Source organism: Inquilinus limosus MP06 (assembly GCF_000767795.1).
In the GTDB taxonomy this organism is placed as follows: Bacteria; Pseudomonadota; Alphaproteobacteria; order DSM-16000; family Inquilinaceae; genus Inquilinus; species Inquilinus limosus_E.
This window is the reverse complement of the sequence record NZ_JANX01000003.1, coordinates 15,437-40,627: the sequence shown is the minus strand read 5'-3', so window position 1 is coordinate 40,627 and position 25,191 is coordinate 15,437. Positions and strand designations below refer to the sequence as shown.

Below are 25,191 nucleotides of genomic sequence, written 5' to 3'. Positions count from 1 at the left end.
TCCCCTTGATCTCAGTTTTCTGTGTTGGCGCCCTTCCGGGTCGCGAGGAGACGGGCGATCCCGTCATAGTGCTGGTCGAGCCGGCTGCGGGCCGCGGCCCCGTCGCGCGCCTCGATCGCCTGGTAGATCTCCTGGTGGTCCCGCCAGGTCGCCATCGGGTCGACATTGGCCAGGTTCACGAAATCGGACGCCTTGTAGAAGGCCATCCAGAACACGTCGATCAGCCCGGTCAGCATGCGGTTGTTCTGGCAGCGGAACAGCAGGGTGTGGAACTGCTGGTCCTCCTCGGCGAAGCTCTCGTTCCGCTCGGCCCGGCGGCGCATGCGCTCGACCACGTCCTTCAGCTCCGCCAGGTCGTCCTCGCCGATCAGCTGGATGGTCTTGCCGATCAGCCCGACCTCCAGCACCCGGCGGATCTCCAGCACCTCCTCGACCTCGCGCAGCGCGCCGCCCAGCCCATAGGCCAGATTGGCCAGCAGCGGCTCGAAGGAGAAGGCCTTCACGAACACGCCGATGCCGCGCCGCGTCTCCAGGATGCCGAGCGATTCCAGCGCCTTGATCGCCTCGCGCACGGAGTTGCGGCTGACCCCCAGCTGCTGCGCCAGGTCGTTCTCCGGCGGCAGCGGCGCGCCGGGGGCCAGGGCGTTGTCGTCGATGTAGCTCTTCAGGCTCTCCTGCACCGAGACATGCAGCAGAGGTGGCCGGGCGAGCGGCTTGATCTCCTTCATCGGCGGCGTCCCCGGATCAGCATGGCTTGATGGTTGCCGACTTGTAGGATATCTGTCAAGGCCATAAGCCAGAAGGGAGGATGGAATGGCCCGGGTGGCCTTGGCCGGCGTGGGGCATTGGCATGCCGGCATGCATCTGGAGGCGGCACGGTCGGCGGGCGCGGTGGTGGCCGCCGCCTGGGATCCGGACCCCGCGGTCGCGACCGGATTCGCCGCGCGGCACGACGTCCCCCATCTGTCCTCGGTCGACGCCATCATCGCCGCGAGACCCGACCTGACCGTGGTCATGGGCCGGCCGGACCAGGTCTCGGTGCTGGCGCTGTCCTGCATCGAGGCGGGCCTGCCGATCGTGCTGGAGAAGCCCGCGGCAGTGTCGACCGCCGCCCTGGAGCCGCTGGCAGAGGCGGCGCGACGCCGCGACCTGTTCGCCGCCGTCCCCCTGCCCAATCGCTGCGGTCCGATCTGGGCGGAGATCGAGGCGCTGAAGGCCGCCGGCCGGCTGGGCCCGGTCTCGCACGCCCAGTTCCGGATCGTGAACGGCCCGCCGGAACGCTACCGGCTGGACGGGGTGCCCTGGGTGCTGGACCCGGCGATCGGCGGCGGCGGGGCGCTGCGCAACCTCGGCATCCACGGCATCGACGCCGCGCTGGCCCTGACCGGCGGCGCCAATCTCGTCGTCGTCTCGGCCGCGATCGACCGGCGCCTGCATGGCGAGGCGGTGGAGGAATACGCGATCGTCATCCTGCGGGCGCCGGACGGCATGATCGCGACGGTCGAGGCCGGCTACACCTATGCTTCGATGGCCCCGGGCGGCGACTTCGAATGGCGCGTCTCGGCCCGCAACGCCTATCTGCTGGACCGCGGCGACGCCTGCCGTGTCGCCACGCTGGATGACGGGCAGGTGCGCGACCTGGCGCCGATCCTGCCGGCGGACCGGTACAAGGCGTTCATGGCCGACACGCTGGACCGGCTGGCGCGCGGCGCGGCACCATCGGTCGGGATCGTCGACTATCTGCAGGCCATGCGCCTGATCGACCGGGCTTACCAGGAGGCCACAGCATGATCGGCATCGGCATCATCGGCGCCGGCTATTTCGGGGCGATCCATGCGCGGGCCATCGCCGCCGTGCCGGGCGCGCGGGTCGCGGCCGTCTGCCGCCAGGACATCGACGCCGCCCGGACCTTCGCGCGGGAGCATGGCGGCACCGCCCATGCCGATTGGCGGGCGCTGCTGGACGACCCGTCGGTCGATGTGGCGCTGATCGCCACGCCGCATCACCTGCATGCCGAGATGGCGGTCGCCGCGGCGCGGGCGGGCAAGCACATCCTGCTGGAGAAGCCGATGGCGCCGACCGTCGCCGAATGCGACGCGATCAACGCCGCGGTCGAGCAGGCGGGCGTTCATCTGATGGTCGGGCACGTGCTGCATTTCGCCCTGCCCTGCCTCGCCGCGCGGGAGATCATCGCGTCCGGCGATATCGGCCGCCCGGTGCTCGGCAGCAGCTGGCTGATCAAGCTGTGGATGGAGTCGAACCGCCAGCCCTGGCATCTGTCGCCCAAGACCGGCGGCGGCATGCTGCTGACCGCCGGGATCCACGCGCTCGACCGGCTGGTCTGGCTGATGGACGGCCCGGTCGCGTCGGTCTCGGCCATGGCCGGGACCCATTTCCACGACCAGGAGGCCGACGACACGGCGCTGATGCTGCTGCGCTTCGCCGATGGCCGGATCGGCCAGGTGGCCAGCGTCGGCTATCGCGACGGCGGCGTCGGCTTCGCCATGGACCTGGTCTGCGAGGCCGGAACGCTGCGCCTCGATTTCGACCAAGGGGTCCTGCTCGGCCGCGGCGGCGCCTGGACACCGGTGCCGCAGTCAGTCGAGCCGGACTGGGCGCAGCGCGCGGTCGAGCGGGAGTGGCAGGCGATGCTGGCGCTGATCGGCAGTACCGGGCCGAACCCGGCGGATGGGCGCTACGGTCGCCACCTGATCGCCTGCATCGAGGCGGCGCAGCAGTCCGAGCTGTCCCGCCGCGAGGTCGAGCTGGTTTAGCCCGCCGGCGCCTCGCCATAGGCCTCGCTGGCCGCCAGCAGCTCCTGCGTGTAGGGGTGCGCGGGCCGGCCGGCCCTGAGCGTCGCCGCGTCGAAGCCGTCGACGATGCGGCCGCCCTGCATCACCGCGATGCGGTGGCACATATGGGCGACGACGGCGAGGTCGTGGCTGACCAGGATGCAGGTCAGGCTGCGCTGCGCCCGCAAATCCATCAGCAGGTTCAGGATCTCCGCCTGGACCGAGACGTCGAGGGCGGAGGTCGGCTCGTCCAGCAGCAGCACCTCCGGCTGCAGCATCAGGGCCCGGGCGATCGCCACGCGCTGGCGCTGGCCGCCGGAGAGCTGGTGCGGGTAGCGGAAGGCGGCCGTGCGCGGCAGACCGACCGAATCCAGTGCCGCGCCGACCGCATCCGCCGGCGGGGTCAGCCCCTGGTTGCGCAGCGGCTCCAGCAGCTGGGCCTGGATGGTCTGGCGCGGATGCAGCGACCCGTAGGGGTCCTGGAACACCATCTGCACCCGCTTGTAGAAGCCGCGCGGGCGGTCGGCCGGCAGCACCGTGCCGGCCAGCCGCACCTCGCCGCCGTGGTCCGGGATCAGCCCGGCCAAGGCGCGCAGCACCGTCGACTTGCCGCAGCCGGATTCGCCGACCAGGCCGAAGGTCTCGCCGGCCTCGACCGCGAAGGAGACGCCGGCCACCACCGGCGGGGCGTCGGCGGCGAAGCGGACGGCGAGGTCCCGCACCTCGATCATGGCGTGCCCCCCGCCAGGGCCGCCGGCCCTGCCCCGGCCAGCCAGGCCGGGTCGCGGCGCAGCACCGGCAGCCGGTCCTGGCTGTGGCGGATTGAGGGCAGCGAGGCCAGCAGGCCCCGCGTATAAGGATGCTCGGCGCGGTCGAGATCGGCGGCCCGCAGGGTCTCCATCACCCGGCCGGCATACATGATCACCACCCGGTCGCAGAAGCGACGGACCAGGTTGAGGTCGTGGCTGATCAGGATCAGGCCGAGACCGCGGCTCTCGATCAGCTCGTCGAGCAGATGCAGCACCTCGAGCCGCACGGTGACGTCGAGCGCCGAGGTCGGCTCGTCGGCGATGACCACGTCCGGGCCGGCGATCAGCATCATCGCGATCATGACGCGCTGGCCCATGCCGCCCGAGATCTCGTGCGGGTAGAGCCGCGCCACCCGGGCGGGGTCGCGGATCTTCACCGCCTCCAGGATCGCCAGGGTGCGCTCGCGCGCCTCGCGGGCCGGCCCCTTGTGATGCAGCCGCCAGGCCTCGGCGATCTGCTCGCCGACCGGCACCACCGGGTTCAGCGAGTATTTCGGGTCCTGCAGGATCAGCCCCATGCGCCGGCCGCGCAGTTCCATCATCTGCTTCTCGCTCGCCGCCAGCAGGTCGGTGTCGCGGAAGGCCAGCCGGTCGGCCGTGACCCGGGCGGCCGGCGGCAGCAGGCGCATCAAGGCGCGGCCGACGGTCGACTTTCCGGCCCCGGATTCGCCGACGATGCCGAGCTTCTCGCGCCCGAGCGTGAAGGAGACGCCATGCACCACCGGCACGGCGGCGTCGCCGCGGCCGAAGGCGATGCGCAGGTTGCGGGCCTCGATCAGGGGGGCGTCGGTCATTCGCCGGACCTCGGGTCGAGCACGTCGCGCAGCGCGTCGCCGGCCAGGTTGAAGGCCAGGCTGACCACCGCGATGGCGATGCCGGGCGCGGTGATCACCCAGGGACAGTCGATCATGAACTCGCGCCCGGTCGAGACCATGGCGCCCCATTCCGGCAGCGGCGGCTGCGCGCCGAGGCCGAGGAAGCCGAGGCCCGCGGCGGTCAGGATGATGCCGGCCATGTTCAGGGTCAGGCGCACCACCACCGAGGGCAGGCACATCGGCAGGATGTGGCGGGTGATGATGCGGGTCTTCGACGCGCCCTGCAGCCGCACCGCGGCGATGAAGTCGGCCTTCCGCAGGCTCAGCGCCTCGGCCCGCGCCAGCCGTGCCATCGGCGGCCAGGCTGTCAGGGCGATGGCGATGATGGCGTTGGTGATGCCGGGGCCCAGCGCCGCGGCGAAGCCCAGCGCCAGCACCAGGCCGGGGAAGGACAGGAAGATGTCGGTGACCCGCATCAGCACCTCGTCGGTCCAGCCGCCGAGATACCCTGCGCAGGCGCCGATCAGGAGGCCGATCGGCGCGACGATGACGGTGACCAGCAGGATGATGTAGATCGTCGTCCGGGCGCCGTAGACGACGCGGGCGAAGACGTCGCGGCCGAATTCGTCGGTGCCGAACCAATGCGCCGCCGAGGGCGGCTGCAGCCGGTTCACCATGTCCTGTGCGATCGGATCGTAAGACGTCAGCCAGGGCGCGGCGACCGCCGCCACGATCAGCAGCAGGATGACGCCGAGCCCGGCGAGGCCGAGCGGATGCGCGGCGAAGCGCCGCCAGCCGCGATAGAGCTGCTGCATCGCCGACTGGAAGACGGTGCGCGGCGCCTCCGTCTTCAGCCAGGCGCGCAGCCCGCCTTGGGGGGCGCTGAAGGTCGCGGTCATCGGGTGCGCGGGTCCAGGATGCGGTAGAGGCGGTCGGAGATGATGTTGATGACCAGGAAGGTGATGCCGATCAGCAGCACCGCGCCCATCACCACATTCATGTCGTTCATCTTCAGCCCCCGGGTGAGGTATTGGCCGAGGCCGGGCCAGCCGAACACCGTCTCGACCAGCACCGCGCCGTCCAAGAGGCCGCCGAAGGTCAGAGCGAGGACGGTGAGCAGCTGCACGCGGATGTTCTTGAAGGCATGGGCCCAGATCATCCGCCGGCGCGACACGCCCTTGGCCCGGGCGGAGACGATGTATTCCTGGCCGAGCTGTTCGAGCATGAAGCTGCGGGTCATGCGGCTGATGTAGGCGACGGAGTAGTAGCCGAGGATCGCGCCGGGCAGGATGATGTGGTCGAGCGCGTCGCGGAACACGTCCCATTCGCCCTGCAGCGCCGTGTCGAGCAGCAGGAGGCCGGTGATCGGCGGCACCAGCCCCTCGTTCAGGATGTCGATCCGGCCCGAGGCGGCGACCCATTGCAGCTTGGCGTAGAACAGGATCAGCGCGATCAGGCCCAGCCAGAAGATCGGCACCGAATGGCCGGCCAGGCCGATCACCCGGGCGACATGGTCGATCGGCCGGCCGCGGTTGACCGCGGCGACGACGCCGAGCGGCACCCCGACCAGCGTGCCGCACAGGATGGCGACGAGGGCGAGCTCGATCGTGGCCGGGAAGACACTGAGCAGGTCGGCCGAGACCGGCTGGCCGGTGGTCAGCGACCGGCCCATGTCGCCGGTGGCGACGCGGGCGACATAGGACAGGAACTGCTGCCACACCGGCTGGTCGAGCCCGAGCTCCTGGTACACCCGGTCATAGGTCGCCTTGTCGACCTCCGACCCGGTCACCGCCAGCACCGGGTCGGCCGGCAGCAGCCGCCCCATCGAGAAGGTCAGCAGCATCAGCCCGACCAGGGTGACGACGACCGACAGGGTGCGGCCCGACAGGCGCCGCATGCGCAGGAAGCGCGCCGGCCGGTTGAAGGTGTCGATCGCCGTCATCGGCCCCTCAGTTCTTCTTCACGTCGTGCCAGCGGGTCGACCAGGTCGGGTTGCCGGCATAGCCGGTGACGCCCTGGCGGATGACGTAGGGGTCGGTGCGCTGCAGCACGATCACCAGCGGCGGCACCATCTCCTTGAACTTCCGGTCGATCTCGGAGAAGAGCTGTGCCCGCTTGGCCGGGTCGGTCTCGGCCTTCGACGCCTCGACCATCTTGGTCAGCTCCGGCGCGTCCAGCGCGGTGCGCCACAGATAGTAGCCGCCAAGCTTCGCCTCGTCGCGATTGTCCGGGTTGTAGGCATACTGCACCAGCGTGCCGAACGGGTCCGGCAGCCGCGTGCCGGAATTGCCGACCAGCACCTGGTACTTCCTGGCGCGGAAATCCGGCGTGTGCTCGCCCGGCACGACCTCGAATTCCACGCCGGCCTTCTTGGCGCTGGCCTGCAGCGCCACCGCCATCTTCAGCAGCGCATCGCCCGACGGGTACAGCGTCTTCTTCAGCCCGTCCGGATAGCCGGCCTCGGCCAGCAGCTTCTTGGCCAGTTCGGGGTTGTATTCATAGCCGGTCGGCTCCTCCGTCGGAGCGCCGGGCATCCCCTTGGGGATGATCGACTGCCAGGGGAAGCCGTTGAAGTTCATCGTGGTCTCGGCCAGCGGCTTCCAGTCGAGGATGTGCTGGAAGGCCTCGCGCACTTTCGGCTTGGCCAGATCCGGGTCCTGCGTGTTCATGGCGATGTAGTAGAAGCCCAGGCCCGGCCCGGGATCGACCGTCGCGCCCTTGGCCTTCAGCGCCTCGATGTCGCTGTTGGCCATGTACTGGCCGATATCGATGTCGCCGGCCTCGACCTGCAGCCGCAGGTTGCCGGATTCCGGCACGTGCCGCATGACCACGCGCTTCATCGCCGGCGCGCCGCCCCAATAATCCGCCCGCGCGTCGCACAGCAGGATGTCGTTCGGCCGCCAGGTGGTGAGCTTGTAGGGGCCGCTGCCGGCGCTGTTGGCCTTCAGCCAGTTCTGGGCCAGGTCGCCGTTCTGCTCGTGCTGCAGCGCCGCCTTCTTGTCGATGATGCCGAGCGAGGCGCCGGCCAGCGAATAGAGAACAAGGTCGGTCGACACCGGCTGCGGCAGGCTGATGACGAGCGTCCGCTCGTCCTTGGCCTGGACCAGCTGGTCGACATTGTCCTTGGTGAAGCCCCAGAGGGCGATGTCGGTCGATCCGACCTGCCCCATCTTGACCACGCGCTGGATGGTCCAGGCCGCGTCCTCCGCCGTCACCGGATTGCCGGAGGAGAAGGTTGCGCCCTGGCGCAGCGTCATGGTGATGGCGCGCTTGTCGTCGGAGACGGTCCAGCTCTCGGCCAGCATCGGCCGGATCGTCTGGAGGTCGTCAGGCGTCACCATCACGAGGTTGTCGTAGAGGTTCGAGATGATCTCGGAGACCGTGCGCGCGTTGATCGCCGCCGGGTCGAGCGACGGCACGGCGCTGAGCTGCGTGCCGATCACCAGCGCGTTGGCCGGCGACGCTGCCCGGGCGCCGGACACGCCGAAGGCCAGCGCCAGGGCCGCGGTCGCGGCCAGTAGGGTCAGTCTCATTCTCGTCCTCCCTGTTGGGCGGCTGCCCGCTGTTCTTGCTTGCTTACGGAAACGCGCTCGATCCGTCGGGGCGGCGGCCGACGCGCCGCTCCCAGTGGATGTACCCGTCGGTCTTCAGCACCTCCTCGTCGATCTCGACGCCCCAGCCCGGCCGGTCGGGGCGCAGCTCGAGATATCCCTCGCGCGGGAGATACGGGTCCTTGACGTACCAGGCGCCGGCCGAGGCATCGGCCTTCGCCCCGCCGCCGCTCGCCTCGCCCCCGGCTTGGAACGTGTAGTTCGGGCCATGCGGCAGCCGGTACTCCAGAATGCGGAAATTCGGCTGGGCGGCGGAGAAATGCAGGTTCACCGCCGTGGCCAGCGGCCCCATCGGGTTGTGCGGCGCGACGGTGACGTAATGCGCCTCCGCGATCGCCGCGATCTTGCGCATCTCCAGCAGGCCGCCGACGACGCAGATGTCGGGCTGGATGATGTCCGCCCCGCGATGGGACAGCAGGCGCAGGAACTCGAAGCGGCTGTACAGCGACTCGCCGGTCGCCAGCGTGCAGGCCATCTGCCGCTTGATGTCGCCCCAGACCTCGACATTCTCGGGCCGGATCGGCTCCTCGAAGAACAGCGGGTCGTAGGGGGCGAGCGCATTGCCGAGCTGCACCGCCTGATGCGGCTCGAAGATGCGGGCATGGGCGTCGAAGGCGATCTCGTAGTCGCTGCGCACCGTCTCCCGCAGCGAGCGGAAGTAGTCCGCGCTGGTGCGCACCACCTCGCCCCAGCGGTTCTCGTAGATGTTGATGCGGTAGGGGCTGAGCTTGAAGGCGGTCAGGCCCCAATTCTCGTTCAGCCGGTCGAACTCCTCCCGCGCCGCCGGCGCGTCAGGCGCGGTGTAGACGCCCGCATAGACCCGCACCCGGTCGCGGGCGTTGCCGCCGAGCAGCATGTAGACCGGGACGCCGAGCGCCTTGGCCGAGATGTCCCACAGGCAATGGTCGATCGCCGAGATCGCGGCCAGCGTCAGCGCGCCGGGCGGAAAGCGCGTCTGCTGCATCAGGTACTGGACGATGTACTCGATCCGGCGCGGGTCCTGCCCCTGCAGGAAGGTGAACAGGTACTCCAGCAGCGGCGCCAGCGCACGATCGGGCCCGTGGTTGTAGCACTCGCCCCAGCCGGTGAGGCCGTCATCGGTGTCGATGGCGACGAGCAGCCGCGGGCGATCCTTGTCGCGCGTCATGTAGGTCCGCAGACGGTCGATCTTCACGCTGCCCATCCTCCCCGTCCCGGTTGCTTGCCGCCCCGCGTGCCCCGGCACGGTCGGATGGGCGGGAGGAGCGCCGCCGGGCGCCGGCCTTGCCTCGCGGCTAGACTTACTCCGTTGGGACCTGATATATCAAGTCTCAAGAATCGCCGGACGCCGGAGCCGGCCGCGACGAGAGGTTCCGCTTGCACCGCCCCCTGCCCGCCCTCGACCCGAACATGCTGAAGGGGCTGCGCGACCACGTTCACGAGCAGCTGCGCCAGGCCATCATCTCCGGCCAGCTGCCGACGGGATCGCTGCTGAACGAGCGCCAGGCGGCGGCGCAGCTGGGCGTCAGCACCACGCCGGTGAAGGAGGCGCTGCGCCGGCTGGAGCTGGAGGGGCTGGTGCGGACCGAACCCCGCCGCGGCATCCGCATCACCTTCGACGCCGCCCAGGCCGAGGAGATGGCGCTGGCCCGCGCGGCGCTGGAGAGCATGATCGCGCGCCAGGCGGCGACGCGGATCTCGGATGGCGAGATCGCGGAGCTGCACATGGTCGGCGAGGCCATGCGGCAGGCGACGGCGGCGGGCGCGGTGCGCCGGCTGATCACGCTGAACGAGACCTTCCACGAGACCATCCACGCCGCCTCGGGCTGCCGCTACCTGCAGCGCCTGCTGGCCGGGCAGCTGGTCTACGACAAGGCGGCGCGCCGCTTCCTGCTGGGCGACCAGGAGGAGCGCGAGCGCGCTTTGGGCGAGCATCTGAGCATCCTCGCGGCCCTGGAGGCGCGGGATCCCGACGCGGCCGAACGGGCGATGCGCGACCACATCGTGCGGTCGGGCCGGCAACATGTGCAGACGGCGTTCGCGCGCCGGAAGGAGTAGAGAATGGACAACCAGACCGGCCTGCGGCGCGCGCTGTGCGGCATCTCGGGCGTGCACGCGACCGCCTACACGGCCGCAGGCGGCGTCGACGCGGACCTCACCGGCCGCATCGTCGACCGCATCGTCGCCGGCGGCATTCCCAATGTCGTTGCCGCCGGCAACACCGGCGAGTTCTACGCCCTGGCGCCGGACGAGGTGCGGCTGGTGCACGACACGGCGGTGTCGGCCGCCCGGGGCCGCAGCAACGTCATCGCTGCCGTCGGCCGGTCGCTGACCGAGGCGATCGCGCTGGGCCGCCGCGCCAGGGAGGCCGGGGCGACCGCGATCATGTCGCATCAGCCGCTCGACCCCTTCGCCGCCCCCCAGGCCCAGGCCGCCTATTTCCGGTCGATCGCCGACGCGGTCGACCTGCCGCTGGTCGCCTATGTCCGGTCCGATGCCATGGGCCTGGCCGACCTGCTGTCGGTGGCCAACCACCCCAATGTCGTCGGCGTCAAGTTCGCCACCACCAACCTGATGCTGCTGGCTGAATGCGTGCGGTCGAGCGACGCCGCCACCGCGGTCTGGGTCTGCGGCCTGGCCGAGGGCTGGGCCGCGCCCTTCTACGCCCTCGGCGCCCGCGGCTTCACCTCCGGCCTGGTCAATGTCGACCCGGCACGGTCGCTGGCCATCCATGCGACGCTGGAGGCGGGCGACTATGCCGGGGCCCGCGCCCTGGTGGCGGAGATCGCCCGGTTCGAGACGCTGCGCACCCGCTACGGCAACGGCGCCAACGTCACCGTGGTCAAGGAGGCGCTGGGCCTGCTGGGCTTCCCGGCCGGCGCCGTGCGCCTGCCGGGCCTGCCGGCCCTCGACCCCGCCGACCGCGAGACGCTGACGCAGGAGATCGCGCGCTGGGGCCTCGGCAGCCGCGGGCCGGTGTGACCCCTATCCCCGGAACCGGACCCGGTTGAAGCTGCGCTCGAGCTTGGCCTGGCCGAGCTCGAGCACGATCGACATCAGCCAGTAGATGGCCGAGGCGGTGATCAGCATCTCGACATGCCGGAACTCGGTCTGGCCCTGGGTGCGGGCGAGATACATCAGCTCCCACACCCCGATGACGGAGACGAGGGTGCTGTCCTTCAGCATGGCGATGAACTGGTTGCCGGTCGGCGGGATGATCACCCGCATTGCCTGCGGCAGGATCACCTTGCGCAGCACCAGATGCGGCGGCAGGCCCAGCGCCCGCGCCGCCTCCCACTGGCCGCGCGGGATGCTCTCGATGCCGGCGCGGAAGATCTCGGTCATGTAGGCGCCGTAGCACAGCGACAGGGCGGCGATGCCGGCCGGCACGGCCTTCACCACATAGCCCAGCTGCGGCAGGCCCATATAGATGATGTAGACCTGCATCAGCAGCGGCAGGCCGCGGAAGATCGAGGTGTAGAAGGTGGCCAGCGCATAGGCGATGCCGTTGCGCGACAGCTTGGCGATCGCCCCGGCCATGGCCAGGACGAAAGCGATGGCGATGGAGGCGGCCGAGACATAGAGCGTCGTCGTCACGCCCTGGGTGATCAGGAAGCCGATCTTGCGCTCGACGAATTCGAGGCTGAGGTTGAAAGAGCGGAAGAAGATCACCAGCCAGAACATGAGCTCGGCCCAGATCACTGCGATCTGCCACACCCGCGGCAGGAAGACGATGGCGTAGAAATTCGCCAGCATCACCAGGGTGACGATCACGGCGGCGGCGACGTTGCCGGCCCAGCCCACGGCCGCAGGCTCGCCGATCAGCGCGACGCCGGCTTGGCCGAGCCAGGTGTCCTTCAGCCCGCAGGCCCAGAACACCAGGAACAGGACGACCGCCAGCGGCAGAAAGACGGCCGGCCTGGTGGAGATGCGGGGATATTCGACCTTGTCCGCGTACATCGTCTCCCCGCTCCCTGCTCCGTTCCTGACCAGGCCTGCGTTCAGGCGGCCTTGCGCTCGCGCCAGGCATCCATCGCCTGGTAGGTCCAATAGGTCAGCTGGGCCGCCGCCCGCCCGAACGGACCGCCGTTCCAGGCCAGCCCGAAGGGCTCGAACAGCCGGACGCGGTCGCTCTCGCCCGCGATCGCCTCGGCGACGACCTTGCCGCCGATCGCCGTGGTGTTCATGCCATGGCCGCCGAAGGCGGTGCAGTACCAGACCCCGGGCTGCAGCCGCCCGATCTGCGGCATCAGATGGCGGGCATAGGACATCAGCCCCGACCAGGCGATGTCGATCCTCACGTCGGCCAGCTGCGGATAGGTCGTCACCATCTCGCGCCGCAGCCGCTCGGCCAGGTCGCGCGGGTCGCTGGTGCGGGTGGTGATGCGGCCGCCCCACAGGATCCGCTCGCCCCCGACCACCCGGTAATAGTCGCCGGCCCTGCGGTCGTCGCCGATCGCGGCATTGGTCCGGATCGCGTCGGCGATGCGGTCCCGGATCGGCTCGGTCAGCAGGACATAGGTGGCGATCGGCAGGAAGGCCCGCCGCAGCGCCGGGCAGACGGAATCGGTGTAGCCCCCGCCGGCGAAGACGACGTCGCCGCACTCGACCCGCCCCCCCGCCGTGGTCACCACCTTGCGCGCCCCGTCCAGCTGCGCCCCCGTGACCAGGCTGTCCTCATGCACCAGACCGCCCAGGCGCCGGAATTCGCGGATCAGGGCGCAGGCGTAGTTCAGCGGGTGGAAGTGGAAAGACTCGGCGTCGTAGAGCGCCTGATGGTATTTCGGCGACAGCAGATGCGACCGGACCTCGTCGCGCGGCATGAAGCGCAGCGGTCGGCCGAAGTCGCGCTCCATCCGGTCGCGATACGATTGCAGGGCTGCGGCGCCGTCGTAGCGGATGGCGGCGATGATGCCGTGCACCGGTGCCGCCTCGGCGATGCCGAGGTCGCGGATGTTGTCGGCGACGATCCGCACGCCCTCCATCGACAGGCGGTACAGCGAAGCGGCGGCGTCGTGCCCCGCCAGCCTTTCGATGGCGTCGAGGCCGGTGGCATAGCCGGGGGACACGAAGCCGCCGTTGCGGCCGGACGCGCCCCAGGCGATGCGCCGCCCCTCCAGCAGCACCACCTGCCGGCCGCGCCGCGCCAGCTCCAGCGCCGCGGTGATGCCGGCGAGGCCGCCGCCGACGACGCAGACATCGGCGCTCACCCGGCCGGACAGCGGCAGGAGGCGTTCGTCGGCGGCCAGCGTGCGGCTGTAATAGGTGTCGATATAGGAAGCCGGCATGGCGTCTCCGGGGACGGCGGTCACAGGGCGCGACCGCCGAGCGGCTGCGCCCGCAACGGGGACGTCACTTGGCGGTCGAGACCGTCATCTGGCTGTAGTCGCGGCCGTACCATTTCTGGGAAAACTTCGAGATGGTGCCGTCCGCGCGCATCGCGCCGATGATCTCCTTGAGCTTGGCGTCCCATTCGGCGTCGCCCTTGTCGGCGACCACCACCAGCGGCTCGAAGAAGGCGTGGTCGCCTTCCAGCACCTTGACCGGATAGCCGTTCTTGATGGCGCCGAGCGCCGTCTGCTCCGGCGCGACGATGGCGTCGATGCGGACGCCGTCGCCGAGGCGCAGGTCGTCGAACGGCTCGATCGAGCCCGGATAGGTGCGGACCTCGCCGGGCTGGACGTCATAGGTGAAGGGCGGGACGTCGGGCGCGTCGATCTCCAGCCGCCGGTTGATGTAGTCCTCCGAGGTGGTCGAGGTCTCGACCCCGATGACCTTGCCGTTCAGGTCCGACCGCTTGGCCGCCTTCGAGTCCTTGTGCACCACGAAGACATAGGGGCTGTAGTAGTAGACCGCCGGGAAATCCAGCACCTGGGCCCGCGCCTTGGTCGGCGTGATCGAGCCCACCGCCACGTCCCAGCGCCCCTGCCAGTGGCCGCCGGTCATCACCTGCCATTCCGGCGTGTCGAACTGGACCTCGGCGCCGAGGCGCTTGGCGATCTCCTTCGCCATGTCGATGTCGAAGCCGTCGAGCTCGTTGGCGTCGTTGAGAAAGCCCTGCGGCGGCCAGTTCGCGTTGGTGGCGACATGCAGCACCTTGGTCGACATCACCCGGTCCAGAGTCTGGCCGGCCTGGACCGGCGACCCGGCGCAGGCCAGCACCGCGGCAACGGCGGCGGCCGACAGCATCTTTCCGAACATGGTTCCTCCCCGATGTTGATTGGTGTTCGCCGAGCATAGACACAGTGTCAGACGACTGACAAGCCGTCGCACCGATATGTTACCGGCGCGCGAAGCTGAACGAGAAGGCGCTGCCGCGATGATAGTCATGCGCGTAGAGCACCGGGCGGCCGGACGCGGAATAGCAGATCTCGGAGATCAGGAAGGCCGGACCGAAATCCGCAAGGCCATGCGACTCGACAACATCCGGTGGCAGGAGGCCGGCGGATGCGGTGGCGGCGGAGGCGAGCGGCCGGTGGCCGCAGCGGTCGAGCAGCTCGCACAGCGAACCGTTCCAGTCGAGCGCCGAGAGGTCGGCCGGCAGGATCGGCCGGGGCACCAGGTCGATCGAGTAGATGATCGCCGCATCGCCCTGCAGCCGCAGCCGTTCCAGTCTGACAACCGGGGCTCCCTTCGGGATGGCCAAGGCCGTCGCAGTCTCCTGGTCCGCCCCGGTCTCGGACAGGTCCAGCACCTTGTTCTCCGGCGCGTAGCCGAAGTGCCGGACCATGTCGGTCACGCTCTCGAAGCAGGTGATCGGCCGCTTCACCCGCACGGCTGCCGCGGCGGCGACGAAGCGCCCACGGCCGTGCACGACCGTGATCATCCCTTCCTGCTCCAGCAGCTTCAGCGCCTCGCGCAGCGCCGGCCGGGAGATCCGGAACCGCTCGGTCAGCTCCGCCTCGGTCGGCAGCTTGTCGCCGGGCTTCAGCCGTCCGCGGTCGATCAACGCCGTGATCTCGTCCTTGAGCCGGACGCTCAGCGCCCGCTCGTCCCGAAGCGCGGTGGCCACGAACGCCCTCCCCGACCGACTGCGATGCGGCGGCCGAACGGCTGCCGTCAGACAACATCTGCGGCGGCGTCCTTCCGGTCAAGCCCTGCCGATCGGCACATATCGAACAGCGTTGTCTGACAACTCCGTTGCTGATACGAAGACGGCAATCACGCAGCCGGGAGGCGATGGCCGATGCTGAATTTCGACGAGCCGCGATATGTCCGGATCCAGTCGGGCGCGGCGGCGACCGCGGGACGGATCCATGCGGCGATCCAGGCCAGCCTTCAGGCCGGGGCCGAGAACCTGTTCTTCCTCGGCACCGGCGGCGCCGCGATCCTGATGCAGCCGGCGCAGCAGCTGCTGCAGCGCCGCTCGACCTTCCCGGTCTTCGCGGAGCCCTCGGCCGAGCTGGTGCTGGCCGGATCGCGGCATCTCGGGCCGAGATCGATCGTCGTCATCCCCTCCCTCTCCGGCACCACGGCCGAAAGCGTGGAGGCGCTGGCCTTCTGCAAGGCGCGCGGGGCGACGGTGCTGGCGCTGGTCGGGCATGCCGGCGCGCCCCTGGCCGAGCAGGCCGACCATGCGATCGTCAACTTCGCCGAGGACGACACCTCCTGCGAATCCTTCTACCTGCAGTCCCTGTTCATCGCCCTGTCGGTCCTGGCGCATCGGGGCGAAGGCCCGGACCGGGACGCGATCGTCGCGGAGCTCGGCCGCCTTCCCGGGCTGCTGGCCGGGCTGAAGCGGGATTTCGAGCCGGAGGCCGGCGCCTTCGCCCGGGCCCTGGCGGACACGCCCTACCACATCATCACGGCATCGGGCTCGGCCTGGCCCCAGGCCTTCTATTACGGCATGTGCATCCTGGAGGAGATGCAGTGGATCCGGACCCGGCCGGTGCATGCGTCGGACTTCTTTCACGGCACGCTGGAGCTGGTCGAGCCCGGGGTCAGCGTCGTGCTGCTCAAAGGCGAGGACGAGCTTCGTCCGCTGGCCGACCGGGTCGAGCGCTTCGCCCGGCAGTACACCGACCGGCTGCTGGTGCTGGACGCCGCCCGGTTCGCGCTGCCGGGCCTGTCCCCGGAGGTTCGGGGCCTGGTCTCGCCCGTGCTGCTGGCGGCCGCGCTGGAGCGGGTCAGCGCCCATCTCGAGGTGCTGACCGACCATCCGCTGACCACCCGGCGCTACTACAAGCGGGTGGCCTATTGAGGGCATGATGCCGCCGGAAGCGAACGTCGGGGGAGCGGCATGAGCGGCTTCGAGATTGCCACCGTCGGCGACAACTGCATCGACCGGTACCTGCCGACCCGGCAGTCGGCGGTCGGCGGCAATGCGCTGAACGTGGCCGTGCATTTGCACCGGCTGGGCCGCGAGGTCGGGTATTTCGGCGCGGTCGGCGACGACGCGGACGGCTGCCGGGTCCTGGCCTGCCTGGCCGGCTGCGGCGTCGACACCGGCCGGGTCCTGGTCCGGCCGGGCCGCACCGCCGTCACCGATCTCGACATCGACGCGACCGGCGACCGGATCATCGCCTTCGAGGATTTCGGCGCCTGTGCCGGATATCGTCCGCCGGCGGCCGATCGGGCCCGCCTGTGCCGCATGCGCCACGTCCATCTCGGCTGGCTGGACGATGGCGGCGCGCTGCGGCGCGAGCTCGCGAAGGCAGGCGTTTCGGTCTCGCAGGACCTCGCCGTCAATCCCGGTGCCGACGGGCTGGCCATCGCCTTCGGCTCGGCGGGCGAGGACCGGGCGCGCGCCCGGCAGCTGGCCCGGGATTTCCTCGACCAGGGCGCCCGGGTCGCGGTGGTGACCTGTGGCGCCCGGGGCAGCATCGCCACGGATGGCACCGCGATGGCCGAGGCCGACGCGGCTCCGGTCGAAGTGGTCGATACCACCGGCGCCGGCGACACCTTCATCGCCGCCTTCATCGACGCGCATCTCGCGGGCGGCGACCTGGGCGCCTGCCTGGAGGCCGCCCGGCACGCCGCCGCCCTCACCTGCCGCCATGTCGGCGGCTTCGAACAGGCGCTTCAGCCGCTTCCCTGAACAGCTGTCTTCGTCCGAAGCACCGGACCCGCCGGTTCAGCGCCCGTTGAAGTACGGCGCCCGCCGGAGCCGCGTCTGGACATAGACATGCTCCCGGTGGGTGCCCGGCGCGTAGGACTTGTCGGATCCGGGCACGGCGACGTTGCGCTCGCTGGGAAAACGCGCGACGAAATCCTCGTCGATGTCGCAGCCTAGCCCCGACGCGTCGGGCACGGCGATCGAGCCGCCTTCCTGCACCGGATGCGGCACCACGGTCCGGGCCCGGCCGGGCCAGTCGGCATCCAGCCGCTCCAGGATCAGCGCGTTCGGGATCGCCGCCAGCAGGTGCAGCGCCGCATATTCGGCGACAGGGCCCAGCGAGCCGGAATGCGGCGCCATCATGATGTGATGCGCCTCCGCCATCGCCGCGATCTTCCGCATCTGGGTCAGGCCGCCGGCCCGGCCGGTGTCGGGCTGGATGACGTCGACCAGCTCGCGCTCGATCAGTTCGCGCTCGCCGAAGATCGTCGCCATGCGCTCGCCCGCCGCCAGCGGCACATGGGCGGCGTCACGGATGCGCTTGTAGCCGTCGAGGTTTTCGGGCGCGATCGGGTCCTCGATCCACAGCAGGTTGTATGGCTCCAGCGCTCGAGCCAGCCGGGCGGCGTCGGCCGGGGTCAGCCAGGGCGGGCCGTGCAGGTCGATGGCGATGTCGACCTCGTCGCCCACCGCCTCGCGCAGCGTCGCCACCTTGCGCACCGGGTCGGCGACGCCGCCGCATTTGATGGTCCGGATGCCGTGGCCCTTCACCGCCAGCGCCGCCTCGGCCGTGTTGGCGTGGGAATAGATCGGCACCCGGTCGCGCATCCTGCCGCCGAGCAGGTTCCACACCGGCACGCCCAGCGCCTTGCCCTTGATGTCCCACAGCGCGACATCGATGCCGGTCATTGCCCCGGCGCCGACCGTGCCGAGCATGCCGTGCCCCATCGTGGCGACCTGCATCTTCTGCCACAGCCGCTCGATATGCGTCGGGTCCTCGCCGATCAGCAGCGCCTTCAGGTCCTGCACCGCGGTCTCGATCACCCGCGGCCAGCCGGAGCATTCGCCGATGCCGACGATGCCGGCATCGGTGTAGACCTTGACGAACAGCCAGTTGCGGAAGCCGCCGAGCTTGCCCTCCGGCATCGCCGCGTCGCCGAGCCGGCCGTCCGTCGCCCATTTGTCGGGATCCGGCGGCCCCGCCTGCATCAGGAAGGTCCGGATGTCGGTGATCTTCATCGGGCGAGGCTCCGCTCGGAGGGTTCGGTGTACCGGATGCGGTTGTGGATGCTGCGGCGGCGCGGGTCGGGCCGCGGCACCGCGGAGATCAGCGCCTTGGTGTAGTCATGGGCCGGCGCCTCGCACACCGCCTCGGCCTCGCCGATCTCGACCAGCCGGCCGCGATACATCACGCCGACGCGGTCGCACATGTAGCGGATCACGCCGATGTCGTGGCTGATGAAGATGTAGGCGAGATCCAACTCGTCCTGCAGCTTCAGCAGCAGGTCCAGCACCTGGAAGCGCAGCGAGACGTCGAGCGCCGAGGTCGCCTCGTCGGCGACGATGACCCGGGGGTTCAGCGCGATGGCGCGGGCGATGCCGATGCGCTGGCGCTGGCCGCCGGAGAAGGCGTGCGGGTAGCGCTCGCGCCAGGCGGGGTCGAGGCCGACCTGGCGCATCAGCCCGGCGACCCGCTCGTCCAGGTCCTTGCCCCTGGCGATGCCGTTGACCAGCAGCGGCTCGCCGATCACCTGGGCCACGGTCATGCGCGGGTTGAGGGAGGAGACCGGATCCTGAAAGATCATCCGGATCTCGCGCCGGCACGAGGCGAGCGTCGGCTTGTCGGCCTTGGCCAGGTCGACCACCGAATTGTCGGCGCGGCGGTAGCGGATGGCGCCGTCGGTCGGGTCGTAGATCCGCAGCAGGCAGCGCCCCATCGTGGTCTTGCCGGAGCCGGATTCGCCGACGATGCCCAGCGTCTCCCCTGCCCTCACCTGCAGCGACACGCCGTCGACCGCGGCGAAGGCGGCGCTGCCGGTGCCGAACTGCATCCGCAGGCCCTCGACCTCGACCACCGGCCGGCGGTCGGCCGGCAGCGGCGGGCGCCTCAGCCGGATCTCGGCCTTGTCCTCGAGCCTGAGGACCGAGCCGATCAGCATCTTCGTGTAGGGCTCCTGCGGCGCGTGGAAGATGCGGTCGACCGGACCGTGCTCCACCACCTTGCCGTGATACATCACCAGCACGTCGTCGGCGATCTCCGCCACCACCCCCATGTCATGGGTGATGAACAGCACCGCCATGCCGTATTCGGCCTGCAGCCGCTTGATCAGGTCCAGAATCTCGGCCTGGGTGGTGACGTCCAGCGCCGTGGTCGGCTCGTCGGCGATCAGCAGCTGCGGGTTGCAGGCCAGCGCCATGGCGATCATGGCGCGCTGGCGCATGCCGCCCGAGAACTCGAAGGTGTAGCGGTCGATCGCCCGTTCCGGCCGCGGGATCTCGACCTGCTTCAGCAGCTCGATCGTCCGCGCCCGGGCCGCGGCCTTGCCCATGCCCAGATGCAGGCGCAGCACCTCGATGATCTGGTCGCCGACGGTGTGGATCGGCGACAGCGACGACATCGGCTCCTGGAAGATCATCGCGATCTCGCGGCCGCGCACCCGGCGGATCGCCCGGCCGCGCGGATGCAGCTTCGCCAGATCGACGCTGCTGCCATCGGCCCGGTTCAGCACCATCTCGCCGGAGACGATGCGCCCGGGTGCGTCGACGATCTGCAGGATCGAGCGGGCGGTGACGCTCTTGCCCGACCCGCTTTCGCCGACGACGCAGAGGGTCTTGCCGCGTTCGACCGCGAAGGAGACGCCGTCGACCGCCTTGACCAGCCCGGCGCGGGTCGGGAAATGGGTCACCAGGTCGCGCACCGCCAGGACGGGCTTGGGGCGGCCGGGGAACGGCACGGGGGCGGCGGGAGGGTTCGTCATCGAGCGCTCCGCCGTCACTTGTTGTAGGGGTCGGCCGCGTCGCGCAGGCCGTCGCCGAGCAGGTTGAGCGCCATCACCGCGACCACCACGAAGGCGCCGGGCGCGAACAGCCAGGGGGCGGTGGCGATCGAGCGGATGTTCTGCGCCTCGCGCAGCAGCACGCCCCAGGAGATGGTCGGCGGCTGCAGCCCGAGACCGAGGAAGGACAGCGCCGTCTCGGCCAGGATCATCGCCGGGATCGCCAAGGTCACCGAGGCGATGATGTGGCTGAGGAAGCTCGGCATCATGTGGCGGAAGATGATCCGCCCCTCGCCGCAGCCGTCGAGCCGGGCGGCGGTGACGAACTCCTCGGTTCTGAGCGACAGGAAGCGGCCGCGGACGACGCGCGCCAGCTGGGCCCAGCCGGTCAGCGACAGGATCACGGTGATCATGAAGTACTGGGTGATGGCCGGCCAGTCCTGCGGCAGGGCCGCGGCCATGGCCAGCCAGATCGGGATCGTCGGCAGGGCCAGCACGAATTCGATCACCCGCTGGATCACGAAATCCGGCTTGCCGCCGTAATAGCCGGAGATGCCGCCGAGAATCAGGCCGATGGCGAGCGACAGGAACACGCCGACCAGGCCGACCGACAGCGAGATCTGGGCGCCCTGCATGATCCGGCTCCAGACGCAGCGGCCGAGGCGGTCGGTGCCGAACAGGAACAGCGGCTGCTTCGGGTCGGCCGAGGCGATGAGGTGGATGTTCGTGGTGAACAGCCCCAGCACCGAATAGGTGTAGCCACGGCCGAACAGCGAGATGCCGACCTTGCGGGCCGGGTCCTCCTTGTAGACGGCGGCCAGCGTCTCCGGGTCGCGGGTCAGCTTGTGCGGGTGGAAGTACAGGCCGACCTGCAGGCCGCCATCCTCGGCCCGGTCGAACAGGTGGATCCCTTGCGGCGGGTGGAAGGCGGCGCGGGCGTTCTGCTGGCTGGGGTCGTTGATGGCGAAGAACCCCGGCACGGCCGCGATCACGTAGAGGATGATCACGATCACCAGCGAGGCCATGGCCAGCCTGTGCCGGCGGAAGGCCCACCAGATCAGCTGCCATTGCGAGGCGACGGCGAGCTGGCCGGCGGGGGCGACGGTCGCGAGGTCGGTCATAGGCCCTCCCGGCTATTCGAGGCGGATGCGCGGGTCGACCAGCGCCAGCAGGATGTCGCTGATCAGCGACCCGATCAGCGTCAGGGCGCAGATCAGCAGCACGAAGGCGCCCGCCAGGTACATGTCCTGCGCCATCAGCGACTGCAGCAAGAGCGGCGCCGCGGTCGGCAGGTTCAGCACGATCGCCACCACGATCGAGCCGGAGACCAGGTTCGGCAACAGCCAGGCCAGGGTGGAGATGAACGGGTTCAGCGCCACCCGCACCGGGTATTTCAGCAGCAGCCGGAACTCGGACAGGCCCTTGGCGCGCGCCGTGGTGACATAGGGCTTGTGGATTTCGTCCAGCATGTTCGCCCGCATCACCCGGATCAGGCTGGCGGTGCCGGAGACGGCCAGGATCAGCACCGGGATCCACAGATGCTGCAGCAGGTTCCAGGTCTTGGCGATGCTCCAGGGCGCCTTCTCGAACTCCGGCGAGAACAGGCCGCTGACATCCTGCCCGAACTCGATGGCGGCGACATACATCAGCACCAGCGCCAGCAGGAAGGACGGGATGGCCAACCCGGCGAAGGTGATGGTGGTGACGATGTAGTCGCCGATCGAGTATTTCCGCACCGCGGAATAGACCCCGATCGGCAGGGCGATGGCCCAGGTCGCGATCAGGGTCGCGAGGGTCAGCACCAGGGTCAGGGCCATCCGCTCCCAGATCAGGTCGCTGACCGGCTGCTGCCATTCGAAGGACAGGCCGAAATCACCGCGGGTGAGGATGCCGACGATCCATTTGCCGTACTGCACCAGCATCGGGTCGTTCAGCCCGAAGCGCTCGCGCAGCGCCGCCGCGGCGTTCTGGTCGACGATCTCGTTGGAGCTGGCCAGCGTCGCGATATAGCTGGTCACGAAATCGCCGGGCGGCAGCTGGATCAGGACGAAGGCGAGGAAGCTGACCGCGAAGAGCGCGGGCACCATCCACAGCAGGCGCTTGGCGATGAAGCGGAGCATCCGGGGCTCTCCTCGATACGGACGCTGAGCGGCGGAGGAAGGCCGGCGGCGCCGGCGTCAGCTCGTGAAGAAGAACTGCTGCGGCATGGCCGGGCCGGGGTTCGGCCAGGTCCAGGAATCCGGCTCCTTCTCCGGCGCGTTGACCAGGTTGGTCTTGACCACGCCGAAGGAGTTGACGGCGAGGCAGATGCCGACCGTCTCGAACGCCTCGGCGGTCAGGTCCAGCAGCTGCTTCATGGTCGCGGCGCGCTTGTCGAGGTCGGAGGTGCTGCGCGCCTCGTCGAACAGCTTCATGCGCTGCTTCTGGCTCTCCGGCGGCTCCTCGCCAGACTGGCCGTTCGAGACGTACCAGAGCGTCCAGGGAATGGCGTAACGCGACCCCTGCGGATGCTGGGCGAAGAAGTCGCGCGGGTCGAACATAGGGTCCAGCCCGCCCGGGCCCGGCCACACCTGCGCGTCATGGTCGTTGCTGTCGCCGCGGGTGTAGTACAGCGCCCGCTCGATGGTATTGACCTTGATGTCGATGCCGATCCCGACCCAGTGCCGCTTCACCAGTTCCAGCACGTCGACCAGGTCGGCATAGAGGGTCGGGATGACGTCGATCGAGAAGAAGATCTTGCTGCCGTCGGGATGCTGGCGGAAGCCGTCGGCGTCCTTCTTGCCGTAACCCGCCTTGTCGAGCATGGCGTTCGCCTGGTCGGCGTCGAACTCGGTGAACTGCCGCGCCAGCGTCTCATGGTACCAGGGATGGCCCGGACGCGGCCCGGCCTGGTACGGCTCCGACTGGCCGAAATAGACCAGCTCGATGATCTCGCCCCGGTCGATGCCGAGCGACAGCGCCTGCCGCACCTCCTTGTTGGCGAAGAAGGCCTTCAGCTTCGGGTCCTTGTGGCACATGTTCAGGTAGATCTGGCACTGCTGCGCCGCCGACGGCTCCAGCTCGATCAGCCGGTAGCCGCCCTTCTCCTTGTTCTGCGACAGGGTCGGCTTGTTCTGCAGCAGGTTGATATGCCGCTCCTGGATGTCGAGCTTGCCGGAGATGGCGTCGAGCAGCAGCGATTCGACGTCCTGCGAGATGCCGAAATACAGCTCGTCGATATAGGGCAGCTGGTTGCCCTCGGTGTCGACCTGCCAGAAGTACGGGTTGCGCTTCATCACCACGCGGGTGGCGCCGCCGACATAGGGCTCGACCACCACCCAGGGGTCCAGCGTCGGCTTCTCCGGGTTGCCCCAGCGCTGCGGGATCTCGATGTCGCCGCACTTGGCCCGGAACAGGTCGGCCCAGTTCTGCAGGTTGGCCTGCTTCACCAGGTCGCCGACCTTGTCGTTGTATTTCGGGTGGAACTGGCTGGCGTAGTGCTTGGCGAACAGCGTCGGGTGCTGCCCCAGCGGAGTGGCCAGCGTCTCCAGATAGGTGGCGTAGGCCGCGGCGAAGGTGAACTTCACCGTCGCGTCGTCGATCTTGGTCACGACCACCGGCTTGCCGGCGATGGTCAGCTGCGACGGGACCGAGCCGTAGAGCTCGGTGTTCTTGGCGCAGTCCTCGATCGAGAAGACGACGTCATCGGCGGTGAAGGGGTGGCCGTCCGACCATTTCGTGCCGCGGCGCAGATGGAACACGAACTCGGTGCCGTCGGGGTTCACGTCCCAGCTCTCCGCCAGGTTCGGCAGCGCCTTGGTGAAGCCGAGGTCCCAGCGCACCAGGCTCTGGTTGCCGACCACGCGCAGGATGCCGTTGTGGTCGCTGGAGCCGCGCAGGCCGCGATGCAGCGTGCCGCCATAGGTGCCGACCTTGGTCAGCGGCTGCACCACCAGCGGGCTGGCCGGCAGCCGGTCGGCCAGCGCCGGCAGCTTGCCGTCCTTGACCAGCTGCGCCAGGTCCGGCGCCTCCTTGCCGGCCTGCGCATAGGCGAGCCGCACGGCGAGCGGCATCGCCGCCACCCCGGCCAGACCCTTCAGGACCATGCGTCGGGCGAATACGTGCGGCGAGGCGCTGAGCTTCTCGTCCATTCCTGGATCCTCCCCTGTGCGGCACGTCGGAGCCGGCTTCGCCATGCGTGCCGATCCGCTTCCTTTGCCGCATCGGTCATATTACAAATATTGACAAATCACAACCGCAACGGCTTTCTCTCGGACGTTTTCTGTCGCTCGGTCCTGATGCAGCGCAAACACCGAAAAGAGTCGTGGAATGACCGGCTGCGATGGGTATCGGTATCAGGCCGAAGCGGGTGGCCGTCGTGATCAATCTTGACAACTTGCCGGTCTGGGGGATGCGGAGATGAGCGGCGCGGAGGGCGACCCCGGGATCGGCCTCCTGCCCCGCGACGGCGGTGCCCCGGCGCGGCTGAGCGAGGTCGTCTATGACGGCATCGTCACCCTGATCGCCCAGGGCGACTTCGCCCTGAACACCCGCCTGCCGTCGGAGGCCGAGCTGTCGGAGCGCTTCGGCGCCTCCCGCCCCGTGGTGCGCGAGGCGTTGGGGCGGCTGCGGCAGGACGGGCTGGTGGTGTCGCGCCAGGGCTCCGGCTCCTATGTCCGGCGGCAGCCGGACCTGGCGGTGCTGCGCTTCGCCCAGGTGCGGTCGCTGGCCGACGTCCAGCGCTGCTTCGAGTTCCGCGCCGGCCTCGAATCCGTCGCCGCTTCCCTGGCCGCCGAGCGCTGGGAGCCGGACGATCTGAAGCAGATCGAGGACGCGCTGGAGGCGCTGGAGCGCTGCCTCGGCAATGGCGAGCTGGGGGCCGATGAGGACCAGCGCTTCCATGAGGCGATCGCCCGGGCGACGCGCAACCCCTATCATGTCGCCGTCCAGTCCTCCCTGGCCTCGCACATCGCCGTCGGCATGAATATCACCCGCCATCTCAGCCGGATGCGGACGCCGGAGCGGATCCGCGCCGTGCAGGACGAGCATGTCGCGATCGTCGACGCGATCCGCCGGCGCGATGCCGGCGCCGCGGCGGAGGCCATGCGCCGGCACGTGCTGAACGCCCGGCAGCGGATGTTCGAAGGAGTGTGAA

Annotated in this window: 23 protein-coding genes; 7 read left to right on the top strand and 16 right to left on the bottom strand. The window is 69.7% G+C overall.

Going from position 1 to position 25,191, the window contains the following annotated elements:
- Positions 1 to 11: 11 nt before the first annotated feature.
- The gene (locus P409_RS01190; RefSeq protein ID WP_034830955.1) at positions 12 to 728 is read right to left on the bottom strand and encodes a FadR/GntR family transcriptional regulator; all 717 of its coding nucleotides are present in this window, start codon (positions 726 to 728) and stop codon (positions 12 to 14) included.
- Positions 729 to 813: 85 nt separating this feature from the next.
- On the opposite strand from P409_RS01190, the gene P409_RS01185 reads away from it, so the two are divergent.
- Positions 814 to 1,791, top strand: coding sequence for a Gfo/Idh/MocA family protein (locus P409_RS01185; protein ID WP_034830953.1), 978 nt, complete (start codon positions 814 to 816; stop codon positions 1,789 to 1,791).
- Positions 1,788 to 2,774: a Gfo/Idh/MocA family protein gene (locus P409_RS01180; protein WP_034830951.1), complete on the top strand. Its 987-nt coding sequence runs from the start codon at positions 1,788 to 1,790 to the stop codon at positions 2,772 to 2,774. The genes P409_RS01185 and P409_RS01180 overlap by 4 nt, the downstream gene beginning before the upstream one ends.
- Here P409_RS01180 and P409_RS01175 read toward each other — a convergent pair.
- Genes P409_RS01175 through P409_RS01150 form a run of 6 tightly spaced genes read right to left on the bottom strand, consistent with a single transcriptional unit; the run spans position 2,771 to position 9,201 of the window.
- Positions 2,771 to 3,523 carry an ABC transporter ATP-binding protein gene (locus P409_RS01175; RefSeq protein WP_034830949.1) on the bottom strand — a complete coding sequence of 251 codons (753 nt, stop codon included), beginning with the start codon at positions 3,521 to 3,523 and terminating at the stop codon, positions 2,771 to 2,773. The genes P409_RS01180 and P409_RS01175 overlap by 4 nt on opposite strands.
- Positions 3,520 to 4,395, bottom strand: coding sequence for an ABC transporter ATP-binding protein (locus P409_RS01170; RefSeq protein ID WP_052119881.1), 876 nt, complete (start codon positions 4,393 to 4,395; stop codon positions 3,520 to 3,522). The genes P409_RS01175 and P409_RS01170 overlap by 4 nt, the downstream gene beginning before the upstream one ends.
- Positions 4,392 to 5,315, bottom strand: a complete 924-nt coding sequence (gene nikC / locus P409_RS01165; RefSeq protein WP_034830948.1) for a nickel transporter permease — start codon at positions 5,313 to 5,315, stop codon at positions 4,392 to 4,394. Before nikC ends, P409_RS01170 begins: the two co-directional genes overlap by 4 nt.
- Complete coding sequence (locus tag P409_RS01160) at positions 5,312 to 6,358, bottom strand: ABC transporter permease (protein WP_052119880.1); 1,047 nt, start codon at positions 6,356 to 6,358, stop codon at positions 5,312 to 5,314. The genes nikC and P409_RS01160 overlap by 4 nt, the downstream gene beginning before the upstream one ends.
- A gap of 7 nt (positions 6,359 to 6,365) precedes the next feature.
- Complete coding sequence (locus tag P409_RS01155; RefSeq protein ID WP_034830947.1) at positions 6,366 to 7,949, bottom strand: ABC transporter substrate-binding protein; 1,584 nt, start codon at positions 7,947 to 7,949, stop codon at positions 6,366 to 6,368.
- A 43-nt stretch (positions 7,950 to 7,992) separates the two neighbouring features.
- Entirely contained in the window at positions 7,993 to 9,201 is a 1,209-nt protein-coding gene (locus P409_RS01150) for a mandelate racemase/muconate lactonizing enzyme family protein (RefSeq protein WP_034830985.1), read from the bottom strand.
- 182 nt (positions 9,202 to 9,383) lie between these two features.
- On the opposite strand from P409_RS01150, the gene P409_RS01145 reads away from it, so the two are divergent.
- Positions 9,384 to 10,064, top strand: coding sequence for a GntR family transcriptional regulator (locus tag P409_RS01145; protein ID WP_202964512.1), 681 nt, complete (start codon positions 9,384 to 9,386; stop codon positions 10,062 to 10,064).
- Positions 10,065 to 10,067: 3 nt separating this feature from the next.
- Complete coding sequence (locus P409_RS01140; protein WP_034830945.1) at positions 10,068 to 10,988, top strand: dihydrodipicolinate synthase family protein; 921 nt, start codon at positions 10,068 to 10,070, stop codon at positions 10,986 to 10,988.
- 3 nt (positions 10,989 to 10,991) lie between these two features.
- Here P409_RS01140 and P409_RS01135 read toward each other — a convergent pair whose 3' ends face one another.
- From P409_RS01135 to P409_RS01120, 4 genes are all read right to left on the bottom strand, one after another.
- Entirely contained in the window at positions 10,992 to 11,966 is a 975-nt protein-coding gene (locus P409_RS01135) for an amino acid ABC transporter permease (protein ID WP_081991093.1), read from the bottom strand.
- 41 nt (positions 11,967 to 12,007) lie between these two features.
- Entirely contained in the window at positions 12,008 to 13,294 is a 1,287-nt protein-coding gene (locus P409_RS01130) for an NAD(P)/FAD-dependent oxidoreductase (protein WP_034830944.1), read from the bottom strand.
- Between the two features lie 64 nt (positions 13,295 to 13,358).
- Positions 13,359 to 14,207, bottom strand: a complete 849-nt coding sequence (locus P409_RS01125; protein WP_034830943.1) for a transporter substrate-binding domain-containing protein — start codon at positions 14,205 to 14,207, stop codon at positions 13,359 to 13,361.
- 79 nt (positions 14,208 to 14,286) lie between these two features.
- Entirely contained in the window at positions 14,287 to 15,018 is a 732-nt protein-coding gene (locus P409_RS01120; RefSeq protein WP_034830942.1) for a GntR family transcriptional regulator, read from the bottom strand.
- Between the two features lie 174 nt (positions 15,019 to 15,192).
- On the opposite strand from P409_RS01120, the gene P409_RS01115 reads away from it, so the two are divergent.
- On the top strand, positions 15,193 to 16,206 hold the full coding sequence (locus P409_RS01115) for an SIS domain-containing protein (RefSeq protein WP_034830940.1): 1,014 nt from the start codon (positions 15,193 to 15,195) through the stop codon (positions 16,204 to 16,206).
- A gap of 39 nt (positions 16,207 to 16,245) precedes the next feature.
- The gene (locus tag P409_RS01110) at positions 16,246 to 17,043 is read left to right on the top strand and encodes a PfkB family carbohydrate kinase (RefSeq protein WP_034830939.1); all 798 of its coding nucleotides are present in this window, start codon (positions 16,246 to 16,248) and stop codon (positions 17,041 to 17,043) included.
- A gap of 36 nt (positions 17,044 to 17,079) precedes the next feature.
- On the opposite strand, the gene P409_RS01105 is transcribed toward P409_RS01110, so the two are convergent.
- Genes P409_RS01105 through P409_RS01085 form a run of 5 tightly spaced genes read right to left on the bottom strand, consistent with a single transcriptional unit; the run spans position 17,080 to position 24,187 of the window.
- The gene (locus P409_RS01105; protein ID WP_034830938.1) at positions 17,080 to 18,300 is read right to left on the bottom strand and encodes a mandelate racemase/muconate lactonizing enzyme family protein; all 1,221 of its coding nucleotides are present in this window, start codon (positions 18,298 to 18,300) and stop codon (positions 17,080 to 17,082) included.
- Positions 18,297 to 20,039, bottom strand: coding sequence for an ABC transporter ATP-binding protein (locus P409_RS01100; protein ID WP_052119879.1), 1,743 nt, complete (start codon positions 20,037 to 20,039; stop codon positions 18,297 to 18,299). The genes P409_RS01105 and P409_RS01100 overlap by 4 nt, the downstream gene beginning before the upstream one ends.
- A 14-nt stretch (positions 20,040 to 20,053) precedes the next feature.
- Positions 20,054 to 21,178 carry an ABC transporter permease gene (locus P409_RS01095; RefSeq protein ID WP_034830934.1) on the bottom strand — a complete coding sequence of 375 codons (1,125 nt, stop codon included), beginning with the start codon at positions 21,176 to 21,178 and terminating at the stop codon, positions 20,054 to 20,056.
- 12 nt (positions 21,179 to 21,190) lie between these two features.
- The gene (locus P409_RS01090; RefSeq protein WP_034830932.1) at positions 21,191 to 22,177 is read right to left on the bottom strand and encodes an ABC transporter permease; all 987 of its coding nucleotides are present in this window, start codon (positions 22,175 to 22,177) and stop codon (positions 21,191 to 21,193) included.
- Positions 22,178 to 22,234: 57 nt separating this feature from the next.
- Positions 22,235 to 24,187, bottom strand: coding sequence for an ABC transporter substrate-binding protein (locus tag P409_RS01085; RefSeq protein ID WP_034830930.1), 1,953 nt, complete (start codon positions 24,185 to 24,187; stop codon positions 22,235 to 22,237).
- A gap of 268 nt (positions 24,188 to 24,455) precedes the next feature.
- On the opposite strand from P409_RS01085, the gene P409_RS01080 reads away from it, so the two are divergent.
- A complete protein-coding gene (locus tag P409_RS01080; RefSeq protein WP_081991091.1) occupies positions 24,456 to 25,190 on the top strand; it encodes a FadR/GntR family transcriptional regulator in 735 nt (244 codons plus the stop codon).
- The last annotated feature ends 1 nt before the right edge of the window (position 25,191 follow it).